Origin of the sequence: Bradyrhizobium sp. 199, from assembly GCF_023073355.1 — a bacterium.
GTDB lineage: Bacteria > Pseudomonadota > Alphaproteobacteria > Rhizobiales > Xanthobacteraceae > Bradyrhizobium.
Genome location: NZ_JADPJI010000006.1, coordinates 371,111 through 392,157, shown reverse-complemented (window position 1 = coordinate 392,157; position 21,047 = coordinate 371,111). Strand labels below are relative to the sequence as shown.

Sequence of the window (21,047 nt, the reverse complement as noted above, 5' to 3'; positions counted from 1 at the left end):
GACAGCGAAGGAAGGGACCACACATGCCAGCCATTCTCGGCAGCGGCGAGCACCGCTACCGCGTCGTCGACAATTTCGCAAAGCTGCCGGACGGCTGGCAGCTCACCGACGTCGCCTCGGTCGCGGTCGACAGCCGGGACCAGATCTACGTCTTCAACCGCGGCGCCCACCCGATGGTGGTGCTGGACCGCGAGGGTAATTTCCTGCGCAGCTTCGGCGAAGGGCTGTTCTCGCGCGCGCACGGCCTGCATATCGATGCCGACGACAATCTCTATTGCACCGACGACGGCGACCACACCGTGCGCAAATGCACCACCGAGGGCAAGGTGCTGCTGACGATCGGCATCCCCGCAAAGCCGTCACCGTTCATGAGCGGCGAGCCGTTTCATCGCTGCACCCATACCGCGCTGTCGCCGAAGGGCGAGATCTACGTCTCCGACGGCTATGGCAATGCGCGCGTGCACAAATTCACGCCCGACGGCAGGCTGATGATGAGCTGGGGCGAGCCGGGCACCGACCCCGGCCAGTTCAACATCGTGCACAACATTGCCACGGATGCCGACGGCTGGGTTTACGTCGCCGACCGCGAGAACCATCGCGTCCAGGTGTTCAACGGCGAGGGCAAATACGAGGCGCAGTGGAACAATCTGCATCGGCCCTGTGCGCTGTGCTGCTGCGGCGGGGCCAAGAGCCCGACCTTCGTGATTGGCGAGCTTGGCCCCGGCATGGCCGTCAACCGCAAGGTGCCCAATCTCGGCCCGCGGCTGTCGATCGTTGACGCCAGCGGCAAGCGCATCGCGCGGCTCGGCGGCGAGGAGGGCCCGGGCGTTGTCAGCGGAAAATTCCTGGCACCCCACGGGATCGCGCTGGATTCGAAAGGCGACATCTATGTCGGCGAGGTCGGCGTCACCGACTGGAAGACGAGCTTTCCGGACGAGGAGATGCCCGAAGCGGTGCGCGCCACGCGCTGTTTGCAGAAGCTGGAGCGGGTACGGGAGTAGCTGCCGGACAAGGCACGACGCGCAGAGACAGCCGGTTCCGGACCAGCCAGATTGGCCCCTTTGGGGGCGCGGCTTTTTGAGCGCTTTTGCCACTCCGCCGCCGCATTGCTTGCGCCTGAATAAGTCGCTCAACGGGCTTCACAATCCCGTCACGCTGCATGTAGTATGTCAGTACATGCTGCTTCGCAGCGTATATTGGAGGCCGGGAGCGTTACTTGAACGCACATGTCTCGCAAGGCAGTTGGCCGGTGTTGGTGCTGAATGCGGACTTCCGGCCGCTGAGTTACTACCCGCTGTCTCTTTGGTCGTGGCAGGACGCGATCAAGGCGGTGTTCCTCGACCGCGTCAATATCGTCGCTCACTACGACCAGGCGGTCCACAGTCCGACGCTGCAGATGCAGCTGCCGAGCGTCGTCTCGCTCAAATCCTTCGTCAAGCCGACCACGCATCCGGCCTTCACCCGATTCAACGTCTTCCTGCGCGATCGTTTCGCCTGCCAATATTGCGGCTCGCCCGAAGACCTGACCTTCGATCACATCGTCCCGCGCAGCAAAGGCGGCCAGACCACCTGGGAGAACGTCGTCGCGGCGTGCTCGCCGTGTAACTTACGCAAGGGCAATCTCACGCCGGCTCAGGCCAGGATGTTTCCGCGCCAGAGCGCGTTCGCGCCCACAGTGCATCAGCTCCATCGCAACGGCCGCCTGTTCCCGCCGAACTACCTGCACGACAGCTGGCTCGACTATCTGTACTGGGATACGGAGCTGGATCCGTAGGGTTGCGCCTGCTCCAGGTCGATCTGATAGACGGAAATCCGGTCGATCTCGAATGCGACGCTCGTCGGCGATTCCGCATCGACGGCACCGACCCCGTGAAGAGCTCAGCCGTGTGCGCGCGGGCAACCGCGGCATCCAACGCCAGCGGGCGATTTGAAAACCCATTTCTCTCGCCTTCCCTCCGCCTCGGACAGCGCGCTCGACCCTCTCCCGATGCATTGCCAGGGCTATCGCATATGGGAGCGCTTTCTCTGATGCCATCCTGCGAGACGCCCGCCGTTGGCGGGCCCTCAGGATGAGGACCGAGTGTGCGGCAGCAGTTTCAACACGCTCAATGCCGCTTAGCCTCATCCTGAGGAGACCGCGAAGCGGTCGTCGCGAAGGACGAGGCGCGCGCTCAGCTCGTGACAAATACCAAATGCGATAGGCCTGCGCTGCATGCGGCGATTACGGGACGGAACCCGGAGGACTGGCGCTCGTTCAGATCAGAGCGCACGCGGCAAGGCGTGCCCCAGCGCAACCGAGGGAGCCTCATCATGCCCACAGCCGAACATGATCACGTCTACAAGATCCTGGACCTCGTCGGATCGTCCGAGATCTCGATCGAGGATGCGATCAAGAACGCGGTCAGCCGCGCCGCCAAGACCGTTCGCGAGATGAAATGGTTCGAGGTGGTGCAGACGCGCGGCCACATCGAGAACGGCACCGTCCGCCACTACCAAGTGACGCTGCGCGTCGGCTTCACGCTGGAGGGATGACGCGGCGGACGACGGGCGGAACCGTCGCGTGCGGCGCCGCGTAAACATCCGCCCGACGCGAGGCGATCGTGATATCCACAACCGTCTCCGGTCCAGTACGGACCAGCGCAATCATCGCAAATATTGCAACAGGCCGTTAAGGCGAAAGTGAGAGGTTTGCACCGATTTGGAGCAAGCCTGATGGTCACGAGCCGCGAACTCGGCAAGACGCGTCTTCCGCTCTGGGCGGCCGGGTTCGTCGTGCTGATTTGCCTCGCGATCCTGGGCATGAGTGCCTGGCGCGAATGGGAAGCCCGCGAGGCCGATCTCAGGAACGCCGAGATCGACGTCGCCAATCTGGCGCATTCCCTGGTCCAGCATGCGGACGACACGTTCGAGCTCGTCGACACGCTCCTGGTCGGGCTGGTCCATCGGCTCGAACTCGACGGAACGGGACCGGACACGATCTCAAAGCTCCAGGCGTATCTGCCGACGCGCAAATCATCGGACCGCATCCGCGGCATTTTCATCTATGACGCGAGCGGCCGCTGGCTTGCCACGACCGAGCGCCTCGACTTCTCCAAGCTCAACAACAGCGACCGCGAGTATTTCCGGCGCCATCGCGACTCTCCGGAGCCGGGCACGCTGATCGGACCTCCGGTCAAGAGCCGCGCCGGAGGCCAATGGATCATCACCGCGTCCCGCCGGGTCAACGATGCCGATGGCGGTTTCGCCGGCGTTGCTCTGCTCACGATCGACGTCAGCTATTTCGTCAAATTCTACGAGCGGTTCGACATCGGTCCGAACGGCTCGGCATCGTTGCTCAACAACAGCGGCATCATGCTGGCGCGCAGCCGCGACGAGAGCGGCGCCTTCGTCGGGCGAGACCTGTCCGACTCCCCCTTGTTCAAGGGATGGGAAAGCCGCCCCGCCGCGGCGGTCTACTATTTCAAGTCGCCGCTCGATGGCGTGCAGCGGCTGAGCTATTACCAGCGCAGCAGCCGCTATCCACTGATGGTGCTGGCGAGCAAGTCGCAGGCGGACGTACTGGCCCCCTGGCGGCGCGCGGCGGCCACGCGCATGACCTTCGTCCTCGGACTCGTCCTGCTGATCGCGGTGATCGGCTACTATCTTGTCCGTCAGTTGCTGCAGCGGCAACGCATGGCACAGGCCCTCGTCGCCAAGGAAGCTAATTTCCGCCTGCTGGCCGAGCAATCCAGCGACATGGTGACCCGCATCGGGCTGGATAACCGGCTGCTCTACGTTTCTCCCTCCTGTGCACGCATCACCGGCTGGTCGGCCGAAGAGCTGCTGGGCACGTCGGCGCTGGCCGGCATTCACGCGGACGACATGGAGCGGGTCGAGCAGGCGATCGCCGCGCTGAAGAACGGCGAAGCAGAGGAGGCGCGGTTCGTCTATCGCCAGCGTCATCGCGACAAGCGCGAGATCTGGGCCGAGGCGGCGCTGCACGTGACCCTGGCGTCGGACAGCGGCGCGATCGACGGCGTCGTCGCGGTCGTGCGCGACATGACCGAGCAGAAGGATCTTCAGGACAGGCTCGCCTCGCTGGCAACGACCGACGGCCTCACGGGTCTTGCAAACCGGCGCGCATTCGACGAACGCCTTGCCGACGAATGGGCACGGGCTCGGCGCGACGGCACGCAGCTCTCACTGCTGCTGATCGATCTCGATCATTTCAAGAAGTTCAACGACCACTACGGACATCTGGCGGGCGACGCCTGCCTGCGCGCGCTCGGCCGGATTCTATCCACTCAGGCCAGGCGCCCGGCCGATCTCGCCGCGCGTTATGGTGGTGAGGAATTCGCCGTGTTGTTGCCGAACACCGGCCCTGATGGCTGCGCCGAAGTCGGCGAAGGAATTCGCCAGGCACTGCACGAGCTCGCCATGCTGCATGTGCAAAATCCGCCGTCCCGGCTGGTGACTGCGAGCCTCGGCGGGGCATCGGCTGTTCCGTCCGGGACCACGATGGACTGCAGCACGCTGGTCGCCGCAGCCGATCGCGCCCTTTACGCCGCCAAGGACGGCGGCCGTGACCGGCTGGTGATGTCGGGACAGGTCATCCCTTGGCCCGCGAAGTCGGCGTGACAGGATCGGCCGGCGTTTGTCGCGCGCATCTGGCAGGGTATGACTCGGATCACGGCCGGCTCGAGGCGCCATGAGCGGACGCTGGGTCAGGCAAGCTCCGCGCCGCGCCGCTCGGGAACCAGCGCGAGCAGCACCACGACATCGAGAAGGTAGAGCAGCGCCAGAGCACCTATCGCGGTTGGAAAGCCGTAGGATGCGCTGACCAGGCCGACGACCAGCGGACCGAAGCCCGCGACCGCGCGGCCGATATTGAAGAACACGTTTTGTGCGGTCGCCCGCGAGGCGGTCGGATAAAGCTCGCTCATGAGCGCGCCGTAGCCACCGAGCATGCCGTTGACGAAGAAGCCCATTACCGCTCCGCCGACCAACAGCGCCGCCGCGGCGGTCAACTGCGAATAGACCAGCACCATGATTGCGGCGCCCAGCATGTAGACCAGGAACGCAGGGCGGCGGCCGAAGCGATCGGCCGCGTGGCCAAACAGAAAGATGCCAAGCGCCATGCCGGCAATGGTGACGGAAGTCCAGACCGCCGATTGGGTGAGGCCATAGCCGAACCGCGTCGAGAGATAGTTCGGCAGCCAGATCATGATGCCGTAGTAGCCGAAATTCTGCACCGAACAGAGGATGATCATTGCAAGGCTGATTTTCGCCGTCTGTCTGTCGGCGACGAGCGCGCGAAGCGAGCCGATGGCATCTGTCGTCGCGGCCCTGCGTGCCAGGAAGATATCCGGCTCGTGCAGTCTGCGCCGGATCACATAAGCAGCGAGAGCCGGAAACAGCCCGATCGCGAACATGCCGCGCCAGCCAATGAGGGGCAGGAGCATCGGCGTCACCAGCGCCGCGCTGAGTACGCCGAATTGCCAGCCGAGACCGACATAGGAGGTTGCTCGCGCCCGCTTGTCCGACGGCCAGGCCTCGGCGACCAGCGCCATGCCTATACCGAATTCGCCACCGAGCCCGATGCCTGCGATAGCCCGGTAGATCATGAGATCCCAATACCCCTGGGCCAATGCACACAGTCCGGTGAAGACTGCAAACAGGACAATGCTCCAGGTCAGGACGCGGACCCGCCCCAGCCGGTCAGACAACAGGCCGAAGATCAAGCCGCCGAGCACCGCGCCCACCAGTGTTGCGGTCACCAGCGAGGCGGCCTGCGGCTGCGTCAGATGCAGGTCCTTCGAGATCGCGGTCAGCATGAAACCAAGGATGAGAAGATCGAACCCATCCATGCCGTAGCCGAGCGCGGATCCCCACAGCGCCCGGCGCGCATCGGCGCCGACATCGGTCGTCCGAATCGAATGCGGCTGCGCTCCAGCTGCGGTGACACCGGCTTCCTGCATCTGACCCCCGTCCTCTCCTCGCGCCGATCCGTCGAAATCGCCTGCCGGCGTCAGGCGAGATGGCACGACACGAAGTGTCCGCCCGCTCCTTCCCTCAGCTCCGGCGCGCTTTCCGCACAGCGCGGCTGGGCGATCGGACAGCGGGTGTGGAAGTGGCAGCCCGATGGCGGCTTCATCGGGCTCGGCACGTCGCCCTTGAGGCGGATGCGCTCGCGCTTGAGTTTTGGATCAGGCACCGGCACCGCGGACAGGAGGGCCCTGGTATAGGGATGCTGAGGATTGCGGTAAAGATCGCTGGCCTTCGCGAGCTCGACGATGCGGCCGAGATACATCACCGCGACGCGGTCGGAGATGTGCTCGACCACGGAGAGGTCGTGCGCGACGAAGAGATAAGTGAGGTTCAGCTCGGCCTGCAGGTCTTCCAAGAGGTTGATGACCTGGGCCTGGATCGACACGTCGAGCGCCGAGACCGGCTCGTCGCAGACGATCAGCTTCGGCTCGACCGCGAGCGCGCGCGCGATGACGATGCGCTGGCGCTGACCGCCGGAGAATTCATGCGGATAGCGCCGCATATGCTCGGCCTTGAGCCCGACCTTGACGAGCAGGCTGGCGACACGCTCTTCGCGCTCCTTGGCGGACGATCCGAGCTTGTGAATGATCAGCGCCTCGCCGAGGATCGCACCGACTGTCATTCGCGGATTGAGCGAGGCGAACGGATCCTGGAACACCAGCTGCATGTTCCGCCGCATCGCCCGCAGATCGTTGCCGCCGAGCTGACGTACGTCCTGGCCGTCGAAGGTGACCTCGCCGTCGGTCGGCTCGATCAGGCGCAGCACGCAACGTCCCGTGGTCGACTTGCCGCAACCGGATTCGCCAACGAGACCGAGCGTCTCGCCGCGGTTGACCGAGAACGACACGCCGTCGACCGCATAGACGGTGCCGACCTGGCGCGACAACAGGCCGCCGAACACGGGGAAATGTTTCTTCAGGCCGCTGACGCGCAGCAGGGGCTCGCTCATGGCGCGTCTCCCAGATGTGTATCGCCGAGGTGACAGGCCATGCGGTGGCCAGGCGAAACCTCTCGCAGCAGCGGCTCCTTCTCGGTGCAGATGTCCATGGCGAACTTGCAGCGCGGCGCAAAGCGGCAGCCGACGGGCGGATTGATCAAAATCGGCACCGAGCCGCCGATCGCCTCGAGCCGTGTCTTGTGCTGGCTGTCGAGATCGATGCGCGGGATGGAGCGGATCAACCCTTGCGTATAGGGATGGCGGGGATTGCCGAACAGCTCGTCGACGGGCGCCTCCTCCACCACCTTGCCGGCATACATCACGACGACACGCTGCGCCGTCTCGGCGACCACGCCCATGGCGTGGGTGATCAACATCACCGCCATGCCGAAGCGCTCCTTCATGTCCTGGAGCAGGTCGAGGATCTGCGCCTGGATGGTAACGTCGAGCGCGGTAGTGGGCTCGTCGGCGATGATCAGCTTCGGCTTGCAGGCCAGCGCCATCGCGATCATCACGCGCTGGCGCATGCCGCCGGAGAACTGGTGCGGGTAGTTGTGCAGCCGGCCTTCGGCATTCGGGATCTGCACCAGCTTCAGCATCTCGACGGTGCGCTCGAGCGCCTGCTTCTTCGTCACGGCCTCGTGGCGGCGCAGAGTCTCGGCAATCTGCTCACCGATGGTGAGCACCGGGTTGAGCGAGGTCATCGGCTCCTGGAAGATGAAGCCGATCTCCTTGGCCCTGATCTCGTCGAGCTGATTGCTCGTCAGCGGCACGAGATCGCGGCCCTCGAAGATGATCTGCCCCGCCGCGATCCGGCCCGGCGGCATCGCGATCAGCTTCAGGATCGACATCGCGGTCACGGTCTTGCCGCAGCCGGATTCGCCGACGACGCAGAGCGTCTCGCCCCGGTTGATGGAGATGTCGACGCCGTCGACGGCCTGGAGGATGCCGTCGTCGGTGGAGAAGTGGGTTTTCAATCCCTTGATCTCGAGCAGCGGCGCCATCAAATCACCCGCCGCGCATCGAGCGCGTCACGCAGACCGTCGCCGATGAAGTTGATGGCGACCACCGCGATGAAGATCGCGCCGCCCGGAAACAGCGCCCAATGCGGGCCGATGTCGAGAAAGTCCTTGGCGTCGTACAGCAGACGGCCCCAGGTCGGCGTATCCGGCGGGAAACCGAGGCCGAGGAAGGACAGCGTCGATTCGGCGATGATCGCGGCGGCAACGTCGATGGTGCCGGCGATGATCACCGGGCCGAGCGCATTGGGCAAAATATGCCGCACCACTTGCCGCACCGGGCTGGCGCCGAGTGCACGCGCCGCCTCGACGAACTCCTTTTCGCGGATCGACAGGAACTGGGCGCGCACGAGCCGCGCCACCGGCATCCAGCGCAGTCCCCCGATCACGAGCACGATCAGGATGAAGATGCCGCCCTCGGGCCCGAATACCTGCTTCAGCCCGTCGCGAAACAGGTAGATCAGCAGCAGCAACAGTGGCAGTTGCGGCAGCGACAGGAACAGGTCCGTGAGCCACATCAGTCCGTGCCCGAGCGCACCGCGCGACATGCCGGCGAGCGCGCCGATCAGCGTGCCGATGACGACGGAGACCAGCATCGCGGCGAGGCCGACCGCGAGCGAGATGCGGCCGCCATAGATCATGCGCGCCAGAATGTCCTGGCCGAGATCATCGGTGCCGAAGGGATGGGCGAACGATGGTCCTTGCAGGCCCGCGACGATATCGATGTCGTTGATCTTCACACGCCACACGAAGGGCCCGAGAACGACGGCGAGCACCAGAATGAGGAGCAGGAAGGCGCTGACGACGGCGAGCTTGTGGCGGCTATAGCGCCGCCACGTCTCGCGCCATGGCGAGTAGACGCGCCGCTCAGCGGAGGGAGATGCGAGGGTCAAGCCAGCCATAAAGAACGTCCGCGATGAGATTGAACAGCACGACGAGACACGCGAAGACGAAGGTCACGGCCATCACGACCGGCGTGTCGTTGGACAGAATCGAAGAGATCAGCAGCGAGCCGATCCCGGGGATGCGGAAGATCTGCTCGGTGACGATGGCACCGCCGAACACCGCCGGGATTTGCAACGCGATCAGCGTGACGACCGGGATCATGGCGTTCCGCATCACGTGCTTGATGATCACCCGTCGCTGGCCGATGCCCTTGGCACGCGCGGTGGTGACGTAGTCTAGTCGGATCACGTCGAGCATCGCCGAGCGCACGAAGCGCGTCATCGACGCAGCCTGGAACAGGCCGAGCACCGCCACCGGCATGATCGCCTGACGGATCGTCTCCAGCAGCCAGTGAATGCCCCTGCCCTTGATGTCGGTTGTGTAGACAAAAGGCAGCCAGTCCAGCGTCACCGAGAAGATCAGGATGAACAGGATGCCGGTGAAGAAGGTCGGCAGCGAGAAGCCGACGAAGGCCAGCGTGTTGGCGATCTGGTCGAACAGCGAGTACGGCTTCGTCGCGGCATAGACGCCAACGGGAATCGCTATCAGCAGTGCGAGAATCTGCGCGGAGCCGATCACATAGAGCGTCGTTGGCAAGCGCTGGAAGATGAGCGTGTCGACGTCCATCCGGCTGACGAAGGAAAAACCCCAGTCGCCGTGCAGCATGGCATTGAGCCAGTGCAGGTAGCGGAGGTGAATCGGATCGTCGAGGCCGAACTTGGCCCGAAGTGCGGCCTGCACTTCGGGCGGGACGTTCGGATTCGTCGCCAGTTCCGAGAAAGGATCGCCCGGCGCGAGCGCCAGCACGAAGAACAGCACAGCCGAAATGCCGAGCAAGCTCGGAATCGCGATCAGCAGGCGACGCAGGACGTATTGGCTCATGAGGGAAGGCCCCGTCTAGAGTTGGGGGATCATTCCTCGCGGTACCAGTCGAACAGATTGTCGGTTTCGTTGGCCCAGCCCGAGATCACCGGACGCAAATTGTTCGCGGCCGCCTCGACCTTGAGACGATGCATCACGGGGATGAACACCGTGTCCTGCCACATCAGGTCGTTGGCCTTGATGTAGAGCGCCGCGCGCTTGACCGGGTCCATCTCCGTGTCCGCCGCGTTGATCGCCGCGTCATAGTCCTTGTTGACCCAGCGCGGGAAGTTGGTGCCCTGCCACTTGTTCTCCTTGGTCGCGGCTGCCGTGGAGAGATAGCGGCGCATGTGCTGCGACGGGTCCGGCTGGCTCAGCGGGATCTGGAACATCTCGATGTCAGCATAGAACTTCGGATAGGTGTCGGGATTGGCGACGTCGGACGAGAAGAACACCGAGGCCACCACCGACTTCAGCTCGACATCGATGCCGGCCTTCTGACAGGCCTGCTTGACGATGGCCTGAGTCTTCTGGCGCGGACCGTTGATCGCGGTCTGGTAGACGATCTTGAGTTTCTTGCCGTCCTTCTCGCGAATGCCGTCGGCGCCAGGCTTCCAGCCGGCGTCCTCGAGCATCTTTGCCGCCTTTTCGATGTTGAACTCCCAGGTCGTGTTCTTGGAGACGAACTTTTCGGGGCCGTTGAGGAAGTTCGCGGTGGTGCGGCCGGCACGGCCGTAGATCGCCTTCTTGACGGATTCGCGATCGACCAGCAGGGACAGCGCCTTTCGCACGGCGGGATCCGAGAACAGCGGATGCTTGGTCTTCATGGACGAACGCTCGCCGTCGACCTCGACATTCGGATCGGTAAAGTTGAGCGCGATGAACTCGGTGTCGCCGCCAACGGCATAGACGGTCTTGCCCTTGCCGCCCTTCTCCAGGCGCAGCAGCACGTCGTCCTCGACCTGAATGTTCCAGCCGAAATCGTACTCGCCGGTCTGAATCACCGCACGCGCCGCCGAGACGGCGTCGCCGCCGCCCTTCATCTCGAGTGAATCGAAATAGGGACGGTTGGCCATGTGGTAGTCGGGATTGATCACGCCGCGGATGAGATCGCCCGGCTTGAACTCGACGAACCTGTAGGGACCGGTGCCGACGGGTGCGAGATTGGTCGGCGCCTCGCGCGATTTGGAGCCGATGAAATCGGCGAAGAGATGCTTCGGCAAGATCTGGCCTGCGCCGGCGCCGACGAAAGCATCGGCCCAGAACGGAGTCGGCTGCGGAAAGGTGATCTTGACCGTGAGATCATCGATCTTCTCGACGGTGATGTCGCGATAGACACCGATGGTGACGGCTGCGGTCGCGGGATCCTTGGCATACTGCCAGGTGAAGACGAGGTCGTCGGCCGAAAACGGCTTGCCGTCATGCCACTTCACGCCCGGCTTCAGTTTCCACGTCACTGACTTGCCGTCGGCGGCAAGCAGGCCGTTCTGGATCGACGGAATCTCCGCCGCCAGCACCAGCTTCATGTTGCCTTCCGGATCCCAGCAGGCGAGCGGCTCGTAGAACAGGCGCGAGCCGTCCTGGTCCTTGGTGCCGGTGGCGAAATGCGGATTGAGCAAGGTCGGTCCCTGCCACCACAACAGCTTCAGCGCGCCGCCGCCGCCACGCTTGGTCGGCTTGTAGGTCGAGGCGCCCTCGGCCATCGCGACGCCGCCAAGCGCGAGGATCTGGTTGGCCAGGGGAACGGTGAGACCGACTGCGGCCATGCGCTTGATGAAGGCGCGGCGATCCATCCGCCCGTCCTTCACTTTGCCGATCATCGAACGCAGTTCTTTATCCAGCATGGTTGTCCCCCGTCTGGTTCCCATAGCGATGAGGGCGGCCGGAGAAACGCGGCTGCCCATTTGGCTGGCAGTAGATGGCACACCGAATGGGGGGCGCGTCAACTGCGACCGTGTGTGTGCAAACGGTCTTCTGGCTGTCTGTTGGGCAAAACTGCGTTCTGCAGCCCATCCGTTCGGCAATCCAGCATCAAAACATGCTGGATTGCACGCTGCAGTGCGAAAAATTTGTTCGCCGGATCAGACGAAGTATCGAGGCGAAATTCTACGCGATGGACATGTCGAGCGGTGGCTCAACATGATCCGGCAGCGGACAGACATAGGGCGTCTTGGCGGTCCGCTTTTTGAGGTCGGCCTTGGCTGCCTTGATCAGTTCCGGATCCGTCAGCGCCTTGATGCCGAGACCAGCCATCGCCTTGGCGGCCTGCACCATGGCCTTGTGGGCATGCGCGCTCTTGCCCTGCGCCACCACCTGCCAGGTGTGGAAGGGCGTGCCGATCGCAACTGTGGGTGCGTGAACCTGCACGGTCGGCACCACCCAGCTGACGTCGCCGACGTCGGTCGAGCCGACCAGCGGATTGCGCTTGGCATCGAGTGGCACCAGGAAGTCGGCCAGCGGCCGGTCGGTCGGCTCCATGCCGATCGCGTAATAGACCGACTCGATATCCTTGTCGCTCAATGTCGCGCGGATCTGGCCGGCAAAGCTCTTGTCCGCGTCGTCGAAATGCGGCGGTCCGAGCTCTTCCATGACCCGGTGCAGCGCCTGCTCAAGCGGCGTGTTCGGCAGGATGTTGGAGACCGCGGAGATGATCTTCATCTCCACCTTGGTCTCGGTCATCAGCGCCGCGCCCTCGGCGATCTTGCTCACGCGTCCGACCAGCTCGTTCATGCCGGGAAGATCACGGGCGCGGATCGAATAGCGCACGCGCGCATGGGCCTGGACCACGTTGGGCGCGATACCCCCGGTGTCGAGCACCGCGTAATGCACGCGCGCGTCGCTCGGCATGTGCTCGCGCATGTAGTTCACGCCGACATTCATCAATTCCACCGCATCGAGCGCCGAACGGCCGAGATGCGGCGAGGCGGCGGCGTGCGAGGTTCGGCCGGTGAAGATGAAGTCCGCGCGCGTGTTGGCGAGCGACGGCGTCACCGCGACCTCCCAGAAGCTGTGCGGATGCCAGGTGATGGCGATATCGGCGTCCTCGAACGCACCGGAGCGCACCATGAAGGCCTTTGCCGCGCCGCCCTCTTCCGCCGGGCAGCCGTAATAGCGTACCCGACCGGGCGCCTTGTTCTCGGCGAGCCAGTCCTTCATCGCGGTGGCGGCGAGCAGCGCGGCGGAACCGAGCAGATTATGACCGCAGCCATGGCCATGCCCGCTGGCCTCGATGGGACGATGTTCGGCGACACCTGCTTCCTGGCTGAGGCCGGGCAGCGCGTCATATTCCCCCATGAAGGCGATGATCGGACCGCCCTCGCCCCACTCGCCCATCACCGCGGTCGGAATGCCGGCGACGTTCTCCGTAATGCGGAAACCCTGATGGCGCAGCTCCGCGAGATGCTCGGCGGCGGACCGCGCCTCGGTGTAGCACACCTCGGGCATGCCCCAGACCTTGTCGCTGAGGTCGATGAAACGCGCCTTGATCGTGTCGACGCCACGCCAGATGTCGCTGCGGTTGTCCATGCTTCGGTCCGTGATCCCTTGGTCAAACCAAGCGGCAATCGGTAGCAGCTTCATTGCACTCCGCCTAGCACCTCGCGCGACGGCAGCCATGCGGCTGAGGCCGGAATGAGCAGCCGCCTGCCTCGTGGGCATGTCCCGGTCCTGCGCTTTGCGAAGATTTCACGCGGCCTGCTCCGGAATAGTTGGGAACGAGGCTTTCAAGACGGCCTTCCCCGACCTAAATTATGGCTGCTTCGCGCGTCGCTCCTCAGCAATCGCGGAAGCGCACTCAGCCAGGAGAACACCATGCCCGCCCTGACCGAATGGAGAGTGCCGCCGGCCAATCAGCCGCGTGCGGGCGACTACGGTTTCGATCTCGACCGGGCGCTCGCATCCGTCGTCGGCCTGCATGCCATCATCCCGCCGGACGCCTTCAGCGCCGAGACGCTGGGCACCGAACGCGCCGGCAACGGCGTCGTGATCGACGACGGGCTGGTGCTCACGATAGGTTATCTCGTCACCGAGGCAGAGTCGGTCTGGCTCCACCGCGCCGACGGACGCGTGGTGGAAGGTCATGCGCTCGGCTTCGATTCCGAGACCGGATTCGGTTTGGTGCAGGCGCTCGGCCAGCTCGACGTCGAGCCGCTGCCGCTCGGCTCGTCGGCGGCAACCCGGATCGGCGACCGCGTCGTTGTCGGCGGCGCCGGCGGCCGCACGCGCTCGGTCGCGAGCCAGATCGTGGCCAAGCAGGAATTCGCCGGCTACTGGGAATATCTGCTGGACGAAGCCGTCTTCACCTATCCCGCGCATCCGAACTGGGGCGGCACCGCGCTGCTCAATGAGCGCGGCGAGTTGATCGGCATCGGTTCGCTTCAGCTCGAGCGCGAACGTGACGGCAAGGCCGAGCACGTCAACATGATCGTGCCGATCGATCTGTTGAAGCCGATCCTGGAGGATCTGCGCAAGTTCGGTCGCGTCAACAAGCCGGCGCGGCCATGGCTCGGGCTCTACTCGACCGAGATCGACAACCGCGTGGTGGTGATCGGGATCTCCGCCAACGGTCCGGCGGCGCGCGCCGAGCTCAAGACCGACGACATCATCCTCGCCGTCGACGGCGACAAGGTCACGAGCCAGACCGCCTTTTACAAGAAGATGTGGTCGCTCGGCGCCGCCGGAGTAGACGTGCCGCTGACCGTGCATCACCAAGGCGTCACCTTCGACGTCACGGTGACCTCGACCGACCGCTTCAAGCTCTTGAAGGCGCCGAAGCTGCATTGAATCCACGCTGAAGGGATCCGCAATGACCGAGGCCGTTGTGGACGACAGCGTGGCCGTGCTCCCGCCACTGCTCAATGCGCTGGAAGCGCTTGGATTTTTCCAGAGGCAATTGCATCCCCCGGCCTTTGCTTCCGTCATGAATGCGATCGGCGCGCCGGACGAGGCGCTGCAGGCCGCACGCACTGCGATCGGCGATTGGCCGGAGCAGTTCGCAGGCCTGCGCGAGCGACTGGATCGCGCCTGCGACGAGACGCTGGCCGCCTTTGCCGGCATTCGCGAGGTCGAGCGCGGCAATGGCGATCTCGTCGCGGTCTTCCGCGCGCTGCGCCACCTGCCGCGCGCGCAGGAGGCGCTCTATCCTCTGGCGCTGCAGTTTCCACCGGTGAGCAGCTTCTTCCTCAACGCTGCCAATCGCGAAAATGCGGACCTGTTGTCGCGGCTCGAAGTCAGCGCGAGCGAAATCACCGGCATCTTCCACGATCACAACGACCCCGGCAGCCGCGGCGGCTTCTCGGTCTATGTGCCGGAATATTACACCGCTGATCGCGCCATGCCGCTGGTGATGGCGCTGCATGGCGGCAGCGGCAACGGCCGCGGCTTCCTGTGGAGCTGGCTGCGCGACGCCCGCAGTCTCGGCGCGATCCTGGTGGCGCCAACCGCGACCGGTCCGACCTGGGCGCTGATGGGCGACGATGCCGATACGCCCAATCTCATGCGCATCCTCGAGACCGTGCGCAGTCGCTGGACCATCGATGCCTCGCGCATGCTGCTGACCGGCATGAGCGACGGCGGCACCTTCTGTTACGTGAGCGGGCTCGACGGAGCCTCGCCCTTCACCCATCTGGCGCCGGTGTCCGCGACCTTCCATCCGTTGATGGCGGAGATGGCCGATGCCACGCGCCTGCAGCGTCTGCCGATCTTCATCACCCACGGCAAGCTCGACTGGATGTTTCCGGTGCAGACCGCGCGCCAGACGCAGGCGGCACTCGCAGCCGCCGGCGCTGATGTCACCTATCGCGAGATCGACGACCTCAGCCACACCTATCCGCGCGAGATCAACGCGGAGCTGGTGCAGTGGCTGAATGGAGAGTGAACGAGCCGTCCTTCCTGCGCCGCACTCTCGCGGAACCATCAGTCGGCGCCGACGTTATCGCCCGTCACCGGAGGTTTCGCCATGCGGATGTTTCTTGGAATGATTTTAGGCGCGCTGCTGCTTGCCTGCGGCGTATACGTCTATGACTCCATGCAGACGTCGTCGGTCGCCAATGGCGGGGTCGCGACGACCAATCGGACTATCGTGAACTGGGATGTCGCCAAGGCCGATTGGGACGCGCTGCGCGATCGCGCGCACAAGGACTGGGTCCGGATCTCGTCGAAGTAACCACGACGTATCATGAACAAGGCGCCGTCGCGGATCCGCGGCGGCGCCTTTGTGTTGGCTACGATCAATGCTGCGCGTCAGTTCATCTTGGCCTTGCGGGCATCGGCAATGACCTGCTCGAACTCGGTCATGCTGAGCACGCCGGGTACGCGGTACTTGCCGACGATGAAGGAGGGAGTGCCGCTGAAACCGAAGGCTTCGGCTTGCTCGTTGTTGCGCTTGAGCAGGGCGTCGATGTCGCTGCCATGGTCGGTAAGATCACGCTTCAGGCGATCCATGTCGACGCCGGCGGCCGCGAGCAGCTCGTTGATGCGCGGCTCGGTCAGGCGTGAGCTGACACCCATCAAGGCGTCGTGGGCCGGATGGTACTTGTCCTGGAATTTCGCCGCGAGCGCGATCCGCGCCGCCGTGACCGAGACCGGCCCGAGAATCGGCCAATCCTTCATCACCAGCCGCACCTTGCCATCGTCCTGGACGACCTGGCGCAGCTCGGGTTCGAGCTTGCGGCAATAGGGGCAATTGTAGTCGGACCATTCGACGATGGTGATGTTGCCGTTGGGGTTGCCGGCGACCGGCGTGTCGGGATCGCGCAGCACCTTGGCTTCGGTCAGCACCTCGCCATCATCGGCGGCTGCCCGTACCGAGGTGATGCGGCCCGCCGCGAGGGCGCTCGCCCCGATCAGCGTCAGCGCCGCGCGCCGCGTCGGCAGGCCCTTATTTCCGGATTCAGCCATATCTCGTCCCGTTTCGGTCCCATCTTTTCGCAACTACGGTTCGGGACCGGGAGTTGTTACGGCTCATATAGAGCGTTACGGGCGCAAAGTCATCGCACGCTAGACACGGGGCAGCATCGCCATCAGCGTTCCGGTCATGGTGGCGATCAGCGTGGTCTTGCCTTCGTGCTCTGCAAAAGCTCTGGCCTCGCAGAAGGTTAGGGTACGGCCGGGCTTGACCACCTCGGCCTTGAAGACGAAGCGTTCGCCGCCGGCGGGGGCAAGCAGCGTGGTCTTGAACTCGACGGTGAGGATGCCGGCCTCGGCTGGCATCAGAGTGAAGGCGGCGACACCGCAGGCATTGTCCAGGCCTGCGGTGATGATACCGGCATGGACAAAGCCGTTCTGCTGCGTGAAGGCCGGCGAATGCAGCATCGCCAGTTCGACCTCGCCCGGCGCGAGGCGGACGATCACGATGCCGAGCGTGCGCATCGCCGGCTGGCCGTCGAACAAGGCAATGGCAGCCGCGCGATAGCCTGGATTTTTCGGCTCGAACGGGGCCATGGCTTACACCTCGACCGGCTCGGCAAGCTGCCGCAACGCAGTTTTGCGGACGGCGTCGGCAAACGGTGTGGACTTGCGCTGGCTGCGATCCATGTGCACACCGGTGATCTCGCAAGTCGGGGCGAACTTGCCGACATGCCACATGATGTTCATGTGGCCGACATGATCGCACTGCGACGGATAAACCGTGCCGCGATAGGTCGCCTCCTGCTCCATGGCAATTCCTCCTGCCGAGTTCTGCCTTTGGTTGGCTTCTTGATACGGTAGCGTATCAGGGCTCCGTCGCGCTAGCAATACGGTACCGTATCAAGAATCGGCGAGGCTTCCTTCATGAGCGACGGCAAGGGCGATGTCTGGATCGAGGCGGGGTTTGCCGAGCTCGCCCGCTCGGGGGTCGAGGGTGTCAGGGTCGAGGTGCTCGCCAAGAGCCTCGGCGTCACCAAGGGCGGCTTCTACCGCCGCTTCGCCGACCGCGCCGCGCTGCTCGATGCCATGCTGCAACGCTGGCGCGAGGGGCGCGCAGCGTCGATCGCGCAGCAGACGCGCCTCGACGGCCAAGAGCCCCGCGAACGGCTGAAGGCGGTGATCCAGCTCTATTCGGAGCGGCTCAATCCGGAAGCCATGGCGATCGAGCTCGCGATCCGGCAATGGGCCCGCTCGGACGAGAACGCCGCGGCGGCTGTGGCGGGCGTGGACGCCGCGCGGCTCAAGCACGTGGCCGAGCTCTATCGTGCAACCGGGCTTGCGGCCGAGGAGGCCGACGCGCGGGCCTTCCTGTTCTACTGCTTCATCTTCGGCCAGAGCCTCTTGTTCGTCGAGCGCGGCCCGCGCAAGCGGGCGCAGCTGGTGGCGAAGTCGGCCGAAAAGCTGCTCGACTAAAGCGCGATGCGATTAGGATGGAACCGCCATCGCGCTTCAGGTTGTTGTTCAAGCATGATCTTTTCGGAAAACCGCTGTGCAGTTCATGCTTTGGCGAAAAGGCCGGAGCGTTGCTCCGGCCTTCGCATCGATACGAAGCTCAGGCAGCGCCCTTTAGCTTCTTGTTGCATTCGCTGTAATAGCCGCCGCCCTTCTCGATCCACTTCATGCCGCCGTTGCCGTTGGTGGTCTTGTTGGCGTTGTACTGGTCGACGCAGGTGTGCAGGCGCCCCTTGCCGGGAGTCTCCTTGGCGTATTTCGGATCGACCGCGTTCGGATAGATCGCGGGGCCGGCCGGCAGGGTCGGCGCGGCGGCGGGGGCCGCCTCCTTCTTCGCCTGCTTCGGCTCGGCGGGAGCGGCGGGCGCGGCCGCAGCCGGCGCAGCAGCGGGCGTTGCATCCGCGCCGCACTGAGCCTTGCGGAAGTCATTCCATTTCGTGGTGCCGAGCGAGCCGTCTTTCTTGGCCGCCTGGTATTTCGCGCTGCACTCCTGCGATGTCAGCGCCTGTGCTGGCGCCGCCACCGTCAACGCAGCAAATCCCGACAAAGCAATCGCGCACAGCCATTTTGATTGAATGGTCATCCCTGGTCTCCTCCTTGGTCTTCCCCCGAGGGAAGTGAAACGAACATTACTATCCTAGCGTGCCGGCCGCTTGGGACAAGGATGCGATGCGTTGCGCCGGCAAAATATAGTGATCCTGTCGTTCTCATCATTCATGTCGCGTTCAGCAACGTAGGCCGACGGTCCCTGCTCTCCGCAATTCTCGCAAGCAGAGTGCAGCACATGACCTTCACGTCCCGCCTCGCCGCCGCCGCTCTGGCCTCCCTGCTCGTCAGCGGCATTGCCTTCGCGCAGACGACCGCGCCGGCAACCAAGCCCGACGCAGCCGCCATTGCCGATAGGAAGGCGCCGAAGGAGCGTTCGGCGGAGTCGCTGGAATGCTCCAAGCAGGCTGACGCCAAGGGCTTGAAGGGCAAGGAGCGCAAGAAATTCCGCCGCGAGTGCAAGAAGGCAGCGAGGGCCGGCACCGCGGCGCCCGCCGCCCCTGCCGCCGACAAGAAGTAAGCTCGCCGCGATCCTCCACGAGCATCAGGAAGAGGCGCACGCATTGCGGCATGACGAGCCTGCAATTGTGCGCCTCTCGCTGATTTGCGATAAGGTGGCGTGAAGCAAACCACCGCCTCCCTGCCGTTCGAATGGCCAAGCCGCGCCAGGCTCTTGAGCACCGCGGAGACGCTCGTCATCGGCACCGCCGGAGGCCTGGTGTTTCTGCTCGCCGGCCTTCCCGGCGGGCTGATCTCCGGCTCGATGATCGCAGTCGCCATCGCCGCAATCGCCGGCCGCCAATTGTCGCTGCCGCCACTCCTGGCCCAGACCGTGCTGGTGCTGCTCGGTATTTCGCTGGGCTCGGTGGTCTCGCGCCATCTGCTGCAGCAGGTCGGCGCCTATCCCCTCACCATCGGGCTGCTTGCGCTCGCAACCTTCTGCTCGACCTTCGGCTCGAGCTATTACCTCCAGCGCGTCCATGGCTGGGACCGCACCTCGGCCTTCCTTGCCGGCAGCCCCGGCGCGCTGTCGCAGATCACGATTCTGGCGGTCGAGCGCGGCGCCGACCTGCCGGGCATCGCGGTGGTGCAGACCATGCGCGTCATCATCCTCACCGCGGCACTACCGATGCTGCTCGCGTTCGCCGGCGTGGTGCCCTCTGCCGCGCCGCCGGCGACGACGACGATCGCCTCGCCGCTCGGGCTCGTGGCGCTGGTCGCAGCCTCGCTGGCCATGGCGCTGTTCCTGCGTCTGATCAAGTTTCCGGCGAGCTGGATGTTCGGTGCCATGATCGCGTCCAGCGTGCTGCATGGCGCCGGCTGGGTCGAGGGCGGCCTGCCCGACTGGGGGCGCGGCGTGGCTCTGGTCGGGATCGGCGCGCTGATCGGCAGCCGTTTCGCGCGGATGCGGATCAAGACGCTCGCCGGTCACATCAACGCGGCGCTAGGCTCGTTCACCGTCGCGATCGCCGTCTCCGCCATTTTCGTCGGGATCGTGGCACTCACCACGCAGGTCAGATTCTCCGACGTCGTCGTCGCCTTCGCGCCGGGCGCGATGGACGCCATGCTGGCGCTGGCATTGACGTTGCACATCGACCCGATCTTCGTCGGCGCCCATCATTTGTCGCGCTTCGTGTTCGTGACGATCGCGACGCCTGGCATCGTGCATCTGTTCGGACGGACCCAGGACGACGTGGATGATTGAGCTTTAGCGCTTCGCCGTCGCCACAAATCCCCACGCGGCGATCGCGGCCATCACGAGCGAGATCAGCAAATTGTAGCCGGCGAGCGAGAGGCCGAGGAAGCGCCACTGCACCTCGTCGCAGCGCACCACCTTCACAGTGTCGAGCCTTGAAAAAAGATCGCCGGCGTTGCCGAGGTTGACGATGGGACCGGTGCAATCGGTCGGCCCCTTCCAGAATCCCCATTCGACGCCGGAATGATAGGCGCCGAGGCCGGCATTGGCGAGTGTGGCCAGCACCAGGATCGCGAGCCCCGCCAGCAGCAGCGGCCGCGGCGCGCCGCTTCGAGCCGCAATCGCCGTCAGCGCACCGAGCGGAATCGCGAGATAATAGGCGTAGCGCTGCTCCAGGCAGAGCGGGCAGGGCAGGATCTCCAGCACGAGTTGGAAGAACCAGGCGCCCGCGATCGTCACAGCCGCAATCAGCGTGACGAGCAGCGAGGCCGTCAGCGCGGAGCTGCCGGCAGCCGGCTTGAACGCAGGTATGGCGGCACTCTCGGTCGTCACGGCAGCCTCTTTCCGGTGGGTCGCTCCTTTAAGCCTCTAGCCCCCGTCCATGCGCCTGTCGAGAACGGCCGGGATCACTTTGGCGCGGGTTGACCCCGCTTTGTCC

At 64.7% G+C, this 21,047-nt stretch carries 22 protein-coding genes; 10 read left to right on the top strand and 12 right to left on the bottom strand.

The window, feature by feature from the left end:
* Positions 1-23: 23 nt before the first annotated feature.
* The 4 genes from IVB28_RS22295 (at position 24) to IVB28_RS22280 (ending at position 4,617) form a co-directional block, all read left to right on the top strand.
* Positions 24-1,001, top strand: a complete 978-nt coding sequence (locus IVB28_RS22295) for a peptidyl-alpha-hydroxyglycine alpha-amidating lyase family protein (protein WP_247529056.1) — start codon at positions 24-26, stop codon at positions 999-1,001.
* Positions 1,002-1,216: 215 nt separating this feature from the next.
* Positions 1,217-1,774 carry an HNH endonuclease gene (locus IVB28_RS22290; RefSeq protein WP_246925965.1) on the top strand — a complete coding sequence of 186 codons (558 nt, stop codon included), beginning with the start codon at positions 1,217-1,219 and terminating at the stop codon, positions 1,772-1,774.
* A gap of 536 nt (positions 1,775-2,310) precedes the next feature.
* Positions 2,311-2,532 (top strand): dodecin, encoded by a 222-nt coding sequence (locus IVB28_RS22285; RefSeq protein WP_247529054.1) that lies wholly within the window; start codon positions 2,311-2,313, stop codon positions 2,530-2,532.
* A 180-nt stretch (positions 2,533-2,712) separates the two neighbouring features.
* Positions 2,713-4,617 carry a sensor domain-containing diguanylate cyclase gene (locus IVB28_RS22280; RefSeq protein ID WP_247529053.1) on the top strand — a complete coding sequence of 635 codons (1,905 nt, stop codon included), beginning with the start codon at positions 2,713-2,715 and terminating at the stop codon, positions 4,615-4,617.
* Positions 4,618-4,703: 86 nt separating this feature from the next.
* On the opposite strand, the gene IVB28_RS22275 is transcribed toward IVB28_RS22280, so the two are convergent.
* The 7 genes from IVB28_RS22275 to IVB28_RS22245 form a co-directional block, all read right to left on the bottom strand.
* Entirely contained in the window at positions 4,704-5,957 is a 1,254-nt protein-coding gene (locus IVB28_RS22275) for an MFS transporter (RefSeq protein WP_247529051.1), read from the bottom strand.
* A gap of 50 nt (positions 5,958-6,007) precedes the next feature.
* The gene (locus tag IVB28_RS22270; RefSeq protein ID WP_247529050.1) at positions 6,008-6,976 is read right to left on the bottom strand and encodes a dipeptide ABC transporter ATP-binding protein; all 969 of its coding nucleotides are present in this window, start codon (positions 6,974-6,976) and stop codon (positions 6,008-6,010) included.
* Positions 6,973-7,968, bottom strand: coding sequence for an ABC transporter ATP-binding protein (locus tag IVB28_RS22265; RefSeq protein ID WP_247529049.1), 996 nt, complete (start codon positions 7,966-7,968; stop codon positions 6,973-6,975). The genes IVB28_RS22270 and IVB28_RS22265 overlap by 4 nt, the downstream gene beginning before the upstream one ends.
* Positions 7,968-8,885: an ABC transporter permease gene (locus IVB28_RS22260; protein ID WP_247529047.1), complete on the bottom strand. Its 918-nt coding sequence runs from the start codon at positions 8,883-8,885 to the stop codon at positions 7,968-7,970. The genes IVB28_RS22265 and IVB28_RS22260 overlap by 1 nt, the downstream gene beginning before the upstream one ends.
* Positions 8,851-9,810: an ABC transporter permease gene (locus IVB28_RS22255; RefSeq protein ID WP_247529045.1), complete on the bottom strand. Its 960-nt coding sequence runs from the start codon at positions 9,808-9,810 to the stop codon at positions 8,851-8,853. The genes IVB28_RS22260 and IVB28_RS22255 overlap by 35 nt, the downstream gene beginning before the upstream one ends.
* 29 nt (positions 9,811-9,839) lie before the next feature.
* Positions 9,840-11,633 (bottom strand): peptide ABC transporter substrate-binding protein, encoded by a 1,794-nt coding sequence (locus tag IVB28_RS22250; protein ID WP_247529043.1) that lies wholly within the window; start codon positions 11,631-11,633, stop codon positions 9,840-9,842.
* Between the two features lie 262 nt (positions 11,634-11,895).
* On the bottom strand, positions 11,896-13,314 hold the full coding sequence (locus tag IVB28_RS22245; protein ID WP_247529042.1) for a M20 family metallopeptidase: 1,419 nt from the start codon (positions 13,312-13,314) through the stop codon (positions 11,896-11,898).
* A gap of 285 nt (positions 13,315-13,599) precedes the next feature.
* Here IVB28_RS22245 and IVB28_RS22240 point away from each other — a divergent pair, with 285 nt between their 5' ends.
* From IVB28_RS22240 to IVB28_RS22230, 3 genes are all read left to right on the top strand, one after another.
* A complete protein-coding gene (locus IVB28_RS22240) occupies positions 13,600-14,571 on the top strand; it encodes a S1C family serine protease (RefSeq protein WP_247529041.1) in 972 nt (323 codons plus the stop codon).
* Between the two features lie 22 nt (positions 14,572-14,593).
* A complete protein-coding gene (locus IVB28_RS22235; RefSeq protein WP_247529040.1) occupies positions 14,594-15,664 on the top strand; it encodes a phospholipase in 1,071 nt (356 codons plus the stop codon).
* Positions 15,665-15,745: 81 nt separating this feature from the next.
* Positions 15,746-15,952, top strand: a complete 207-nt coding sequence (locus tag IVB28_RS22230; RefSeq protein WP_247529039.1) for a hypothetical protein — start codon at positions 15,746-15,748, stop codon at positions 15,950-15,952.
* A 77-nt stretch (positions 15,953-16,029) separates the two neighbouring features.
* Here IVB28_RS22230 and IVB28_RS22225 read toward each other — a convergent pair whose 3' ends face one another.
* The 3 genes from IVB28_RS22225 to IVB28_RS22215 form a co-directional block, all read right to left on the bottom strand.
* Positions 16,030-16,686 (bottom strand): DsbA family protein, encoded by a 657-nt coding sequence (locus IVB28_RS22225; protein WP_247529038.1) that lies wholly within the window; start codon positions 16,684-16,686, stop codon positions 16,030-16,032.
* A 99-nt stretch (positions 16,687-16,785) separates the two neighbouring features.
* Positions 16,786-17,229 carry a PaaI family thioesterase gene (locus IVB28_RS22220; protein WP_247529037.1) on the bottom strand — a complete coding sequence of 148 codons (444 nt, stop codon included), beginning with the start codon at positions 17,227-17,229 and terminating at the stop codon, positions 16,786-16,788.
* Between the two features lie 3 nt (positions 17,230-17,232).
* On the bottom strand, positions 17,233-17,445 hold the full coding sequence (locus IVB28_RS22215; RefSeq protein WP_247529036.1) for a hypothetical protein: 213 nt from the start codon (positions 17,443-17,445) through the stop codon (positions 17,233-17,235).
* Positions 17,446-17,559: 114 nt separating this feature from the next.
* Here IVB28_RS22215 and IVB28_RS22210 point away from each other — a divergent pair, with 114 nt between their 5' ends.
* Positions 17,560-18,108 carry a TetR/AcrR family transcriptional regulator gene (locus tag IVB28_RS22210; protein ID WP_247529035.1) on the top strand — a complete coding sequence of 183 codons (549 nt, stop codon included), beginning with the start codon at positions 17,560-17,562 and terminating at the stop codon, positions 18,106-18,108.
* A 139-nt stretch (positions 18,109-18,247) separates the two neighbouring features.
* Here IVB28_RS22210 and IVB28_RS22205 read toward each other — a convergent pair whose 3' ends face one another.
* Complete coding sequence (locus tag IVB28_RS22205; protein WP_247529034.1) at positions 18,248-18,730, bottom strand: hypothetical protein; 483 nt, start codon at positions 18,728-18,730, stop codon at positions 18,248-18,250.
* A 201-nt stretch (positions 18,731-18,931) separates the two neighbouring features.
* Between IVB28_RS22205 and IVB28_RS22200 the strand changes: the two genes are divergently transcribed.
* Both IVB28_RS22200 and IVB28_RS22195 read left to right on the top strand, forming a co-directional pair.
* Positions 18,932-19,213, top strand: coding sequence for a PsiF family protein (locus tag IVB28_RS22200; RefSeq protein WP_247529033.1), 282 nt, complete (start codon positions 18,932-18,934; stop codon positions 19,211-19,213).
* Positions 19,214-19,312: 99 nt separating this feature from the next.
* Positions 19,313-20,398, top strand: coding sequence for an AbrB family transcriptional regulator (locus tag IVB28_RS22195; protein ID WP_247529032.1), 1,086 nt, complete (start codon positions 19,313-19,315; stop codon positions 20,396-20,398).
* A gap of 3 nt (positions 20,399-20,401) precedes the next feature.
* Here IVB28_RS22195 and IVB28_RS22190 read toward each other — a convergent pair whose 3' ends face one another.
* Positions 20,402-20,941, bottom strand: a complete 540-nt coding sequence (locus IVB28_RS22190; RefSeq protein ID WP_247529031.1) for a disulfide bond formation protein B — start codon at positions 20,939-20,941, stop codon at positions 20,402-20,404.
* Between the last annotated feature and the right edge of the window lie 106 nt (positions 20,942-21,047).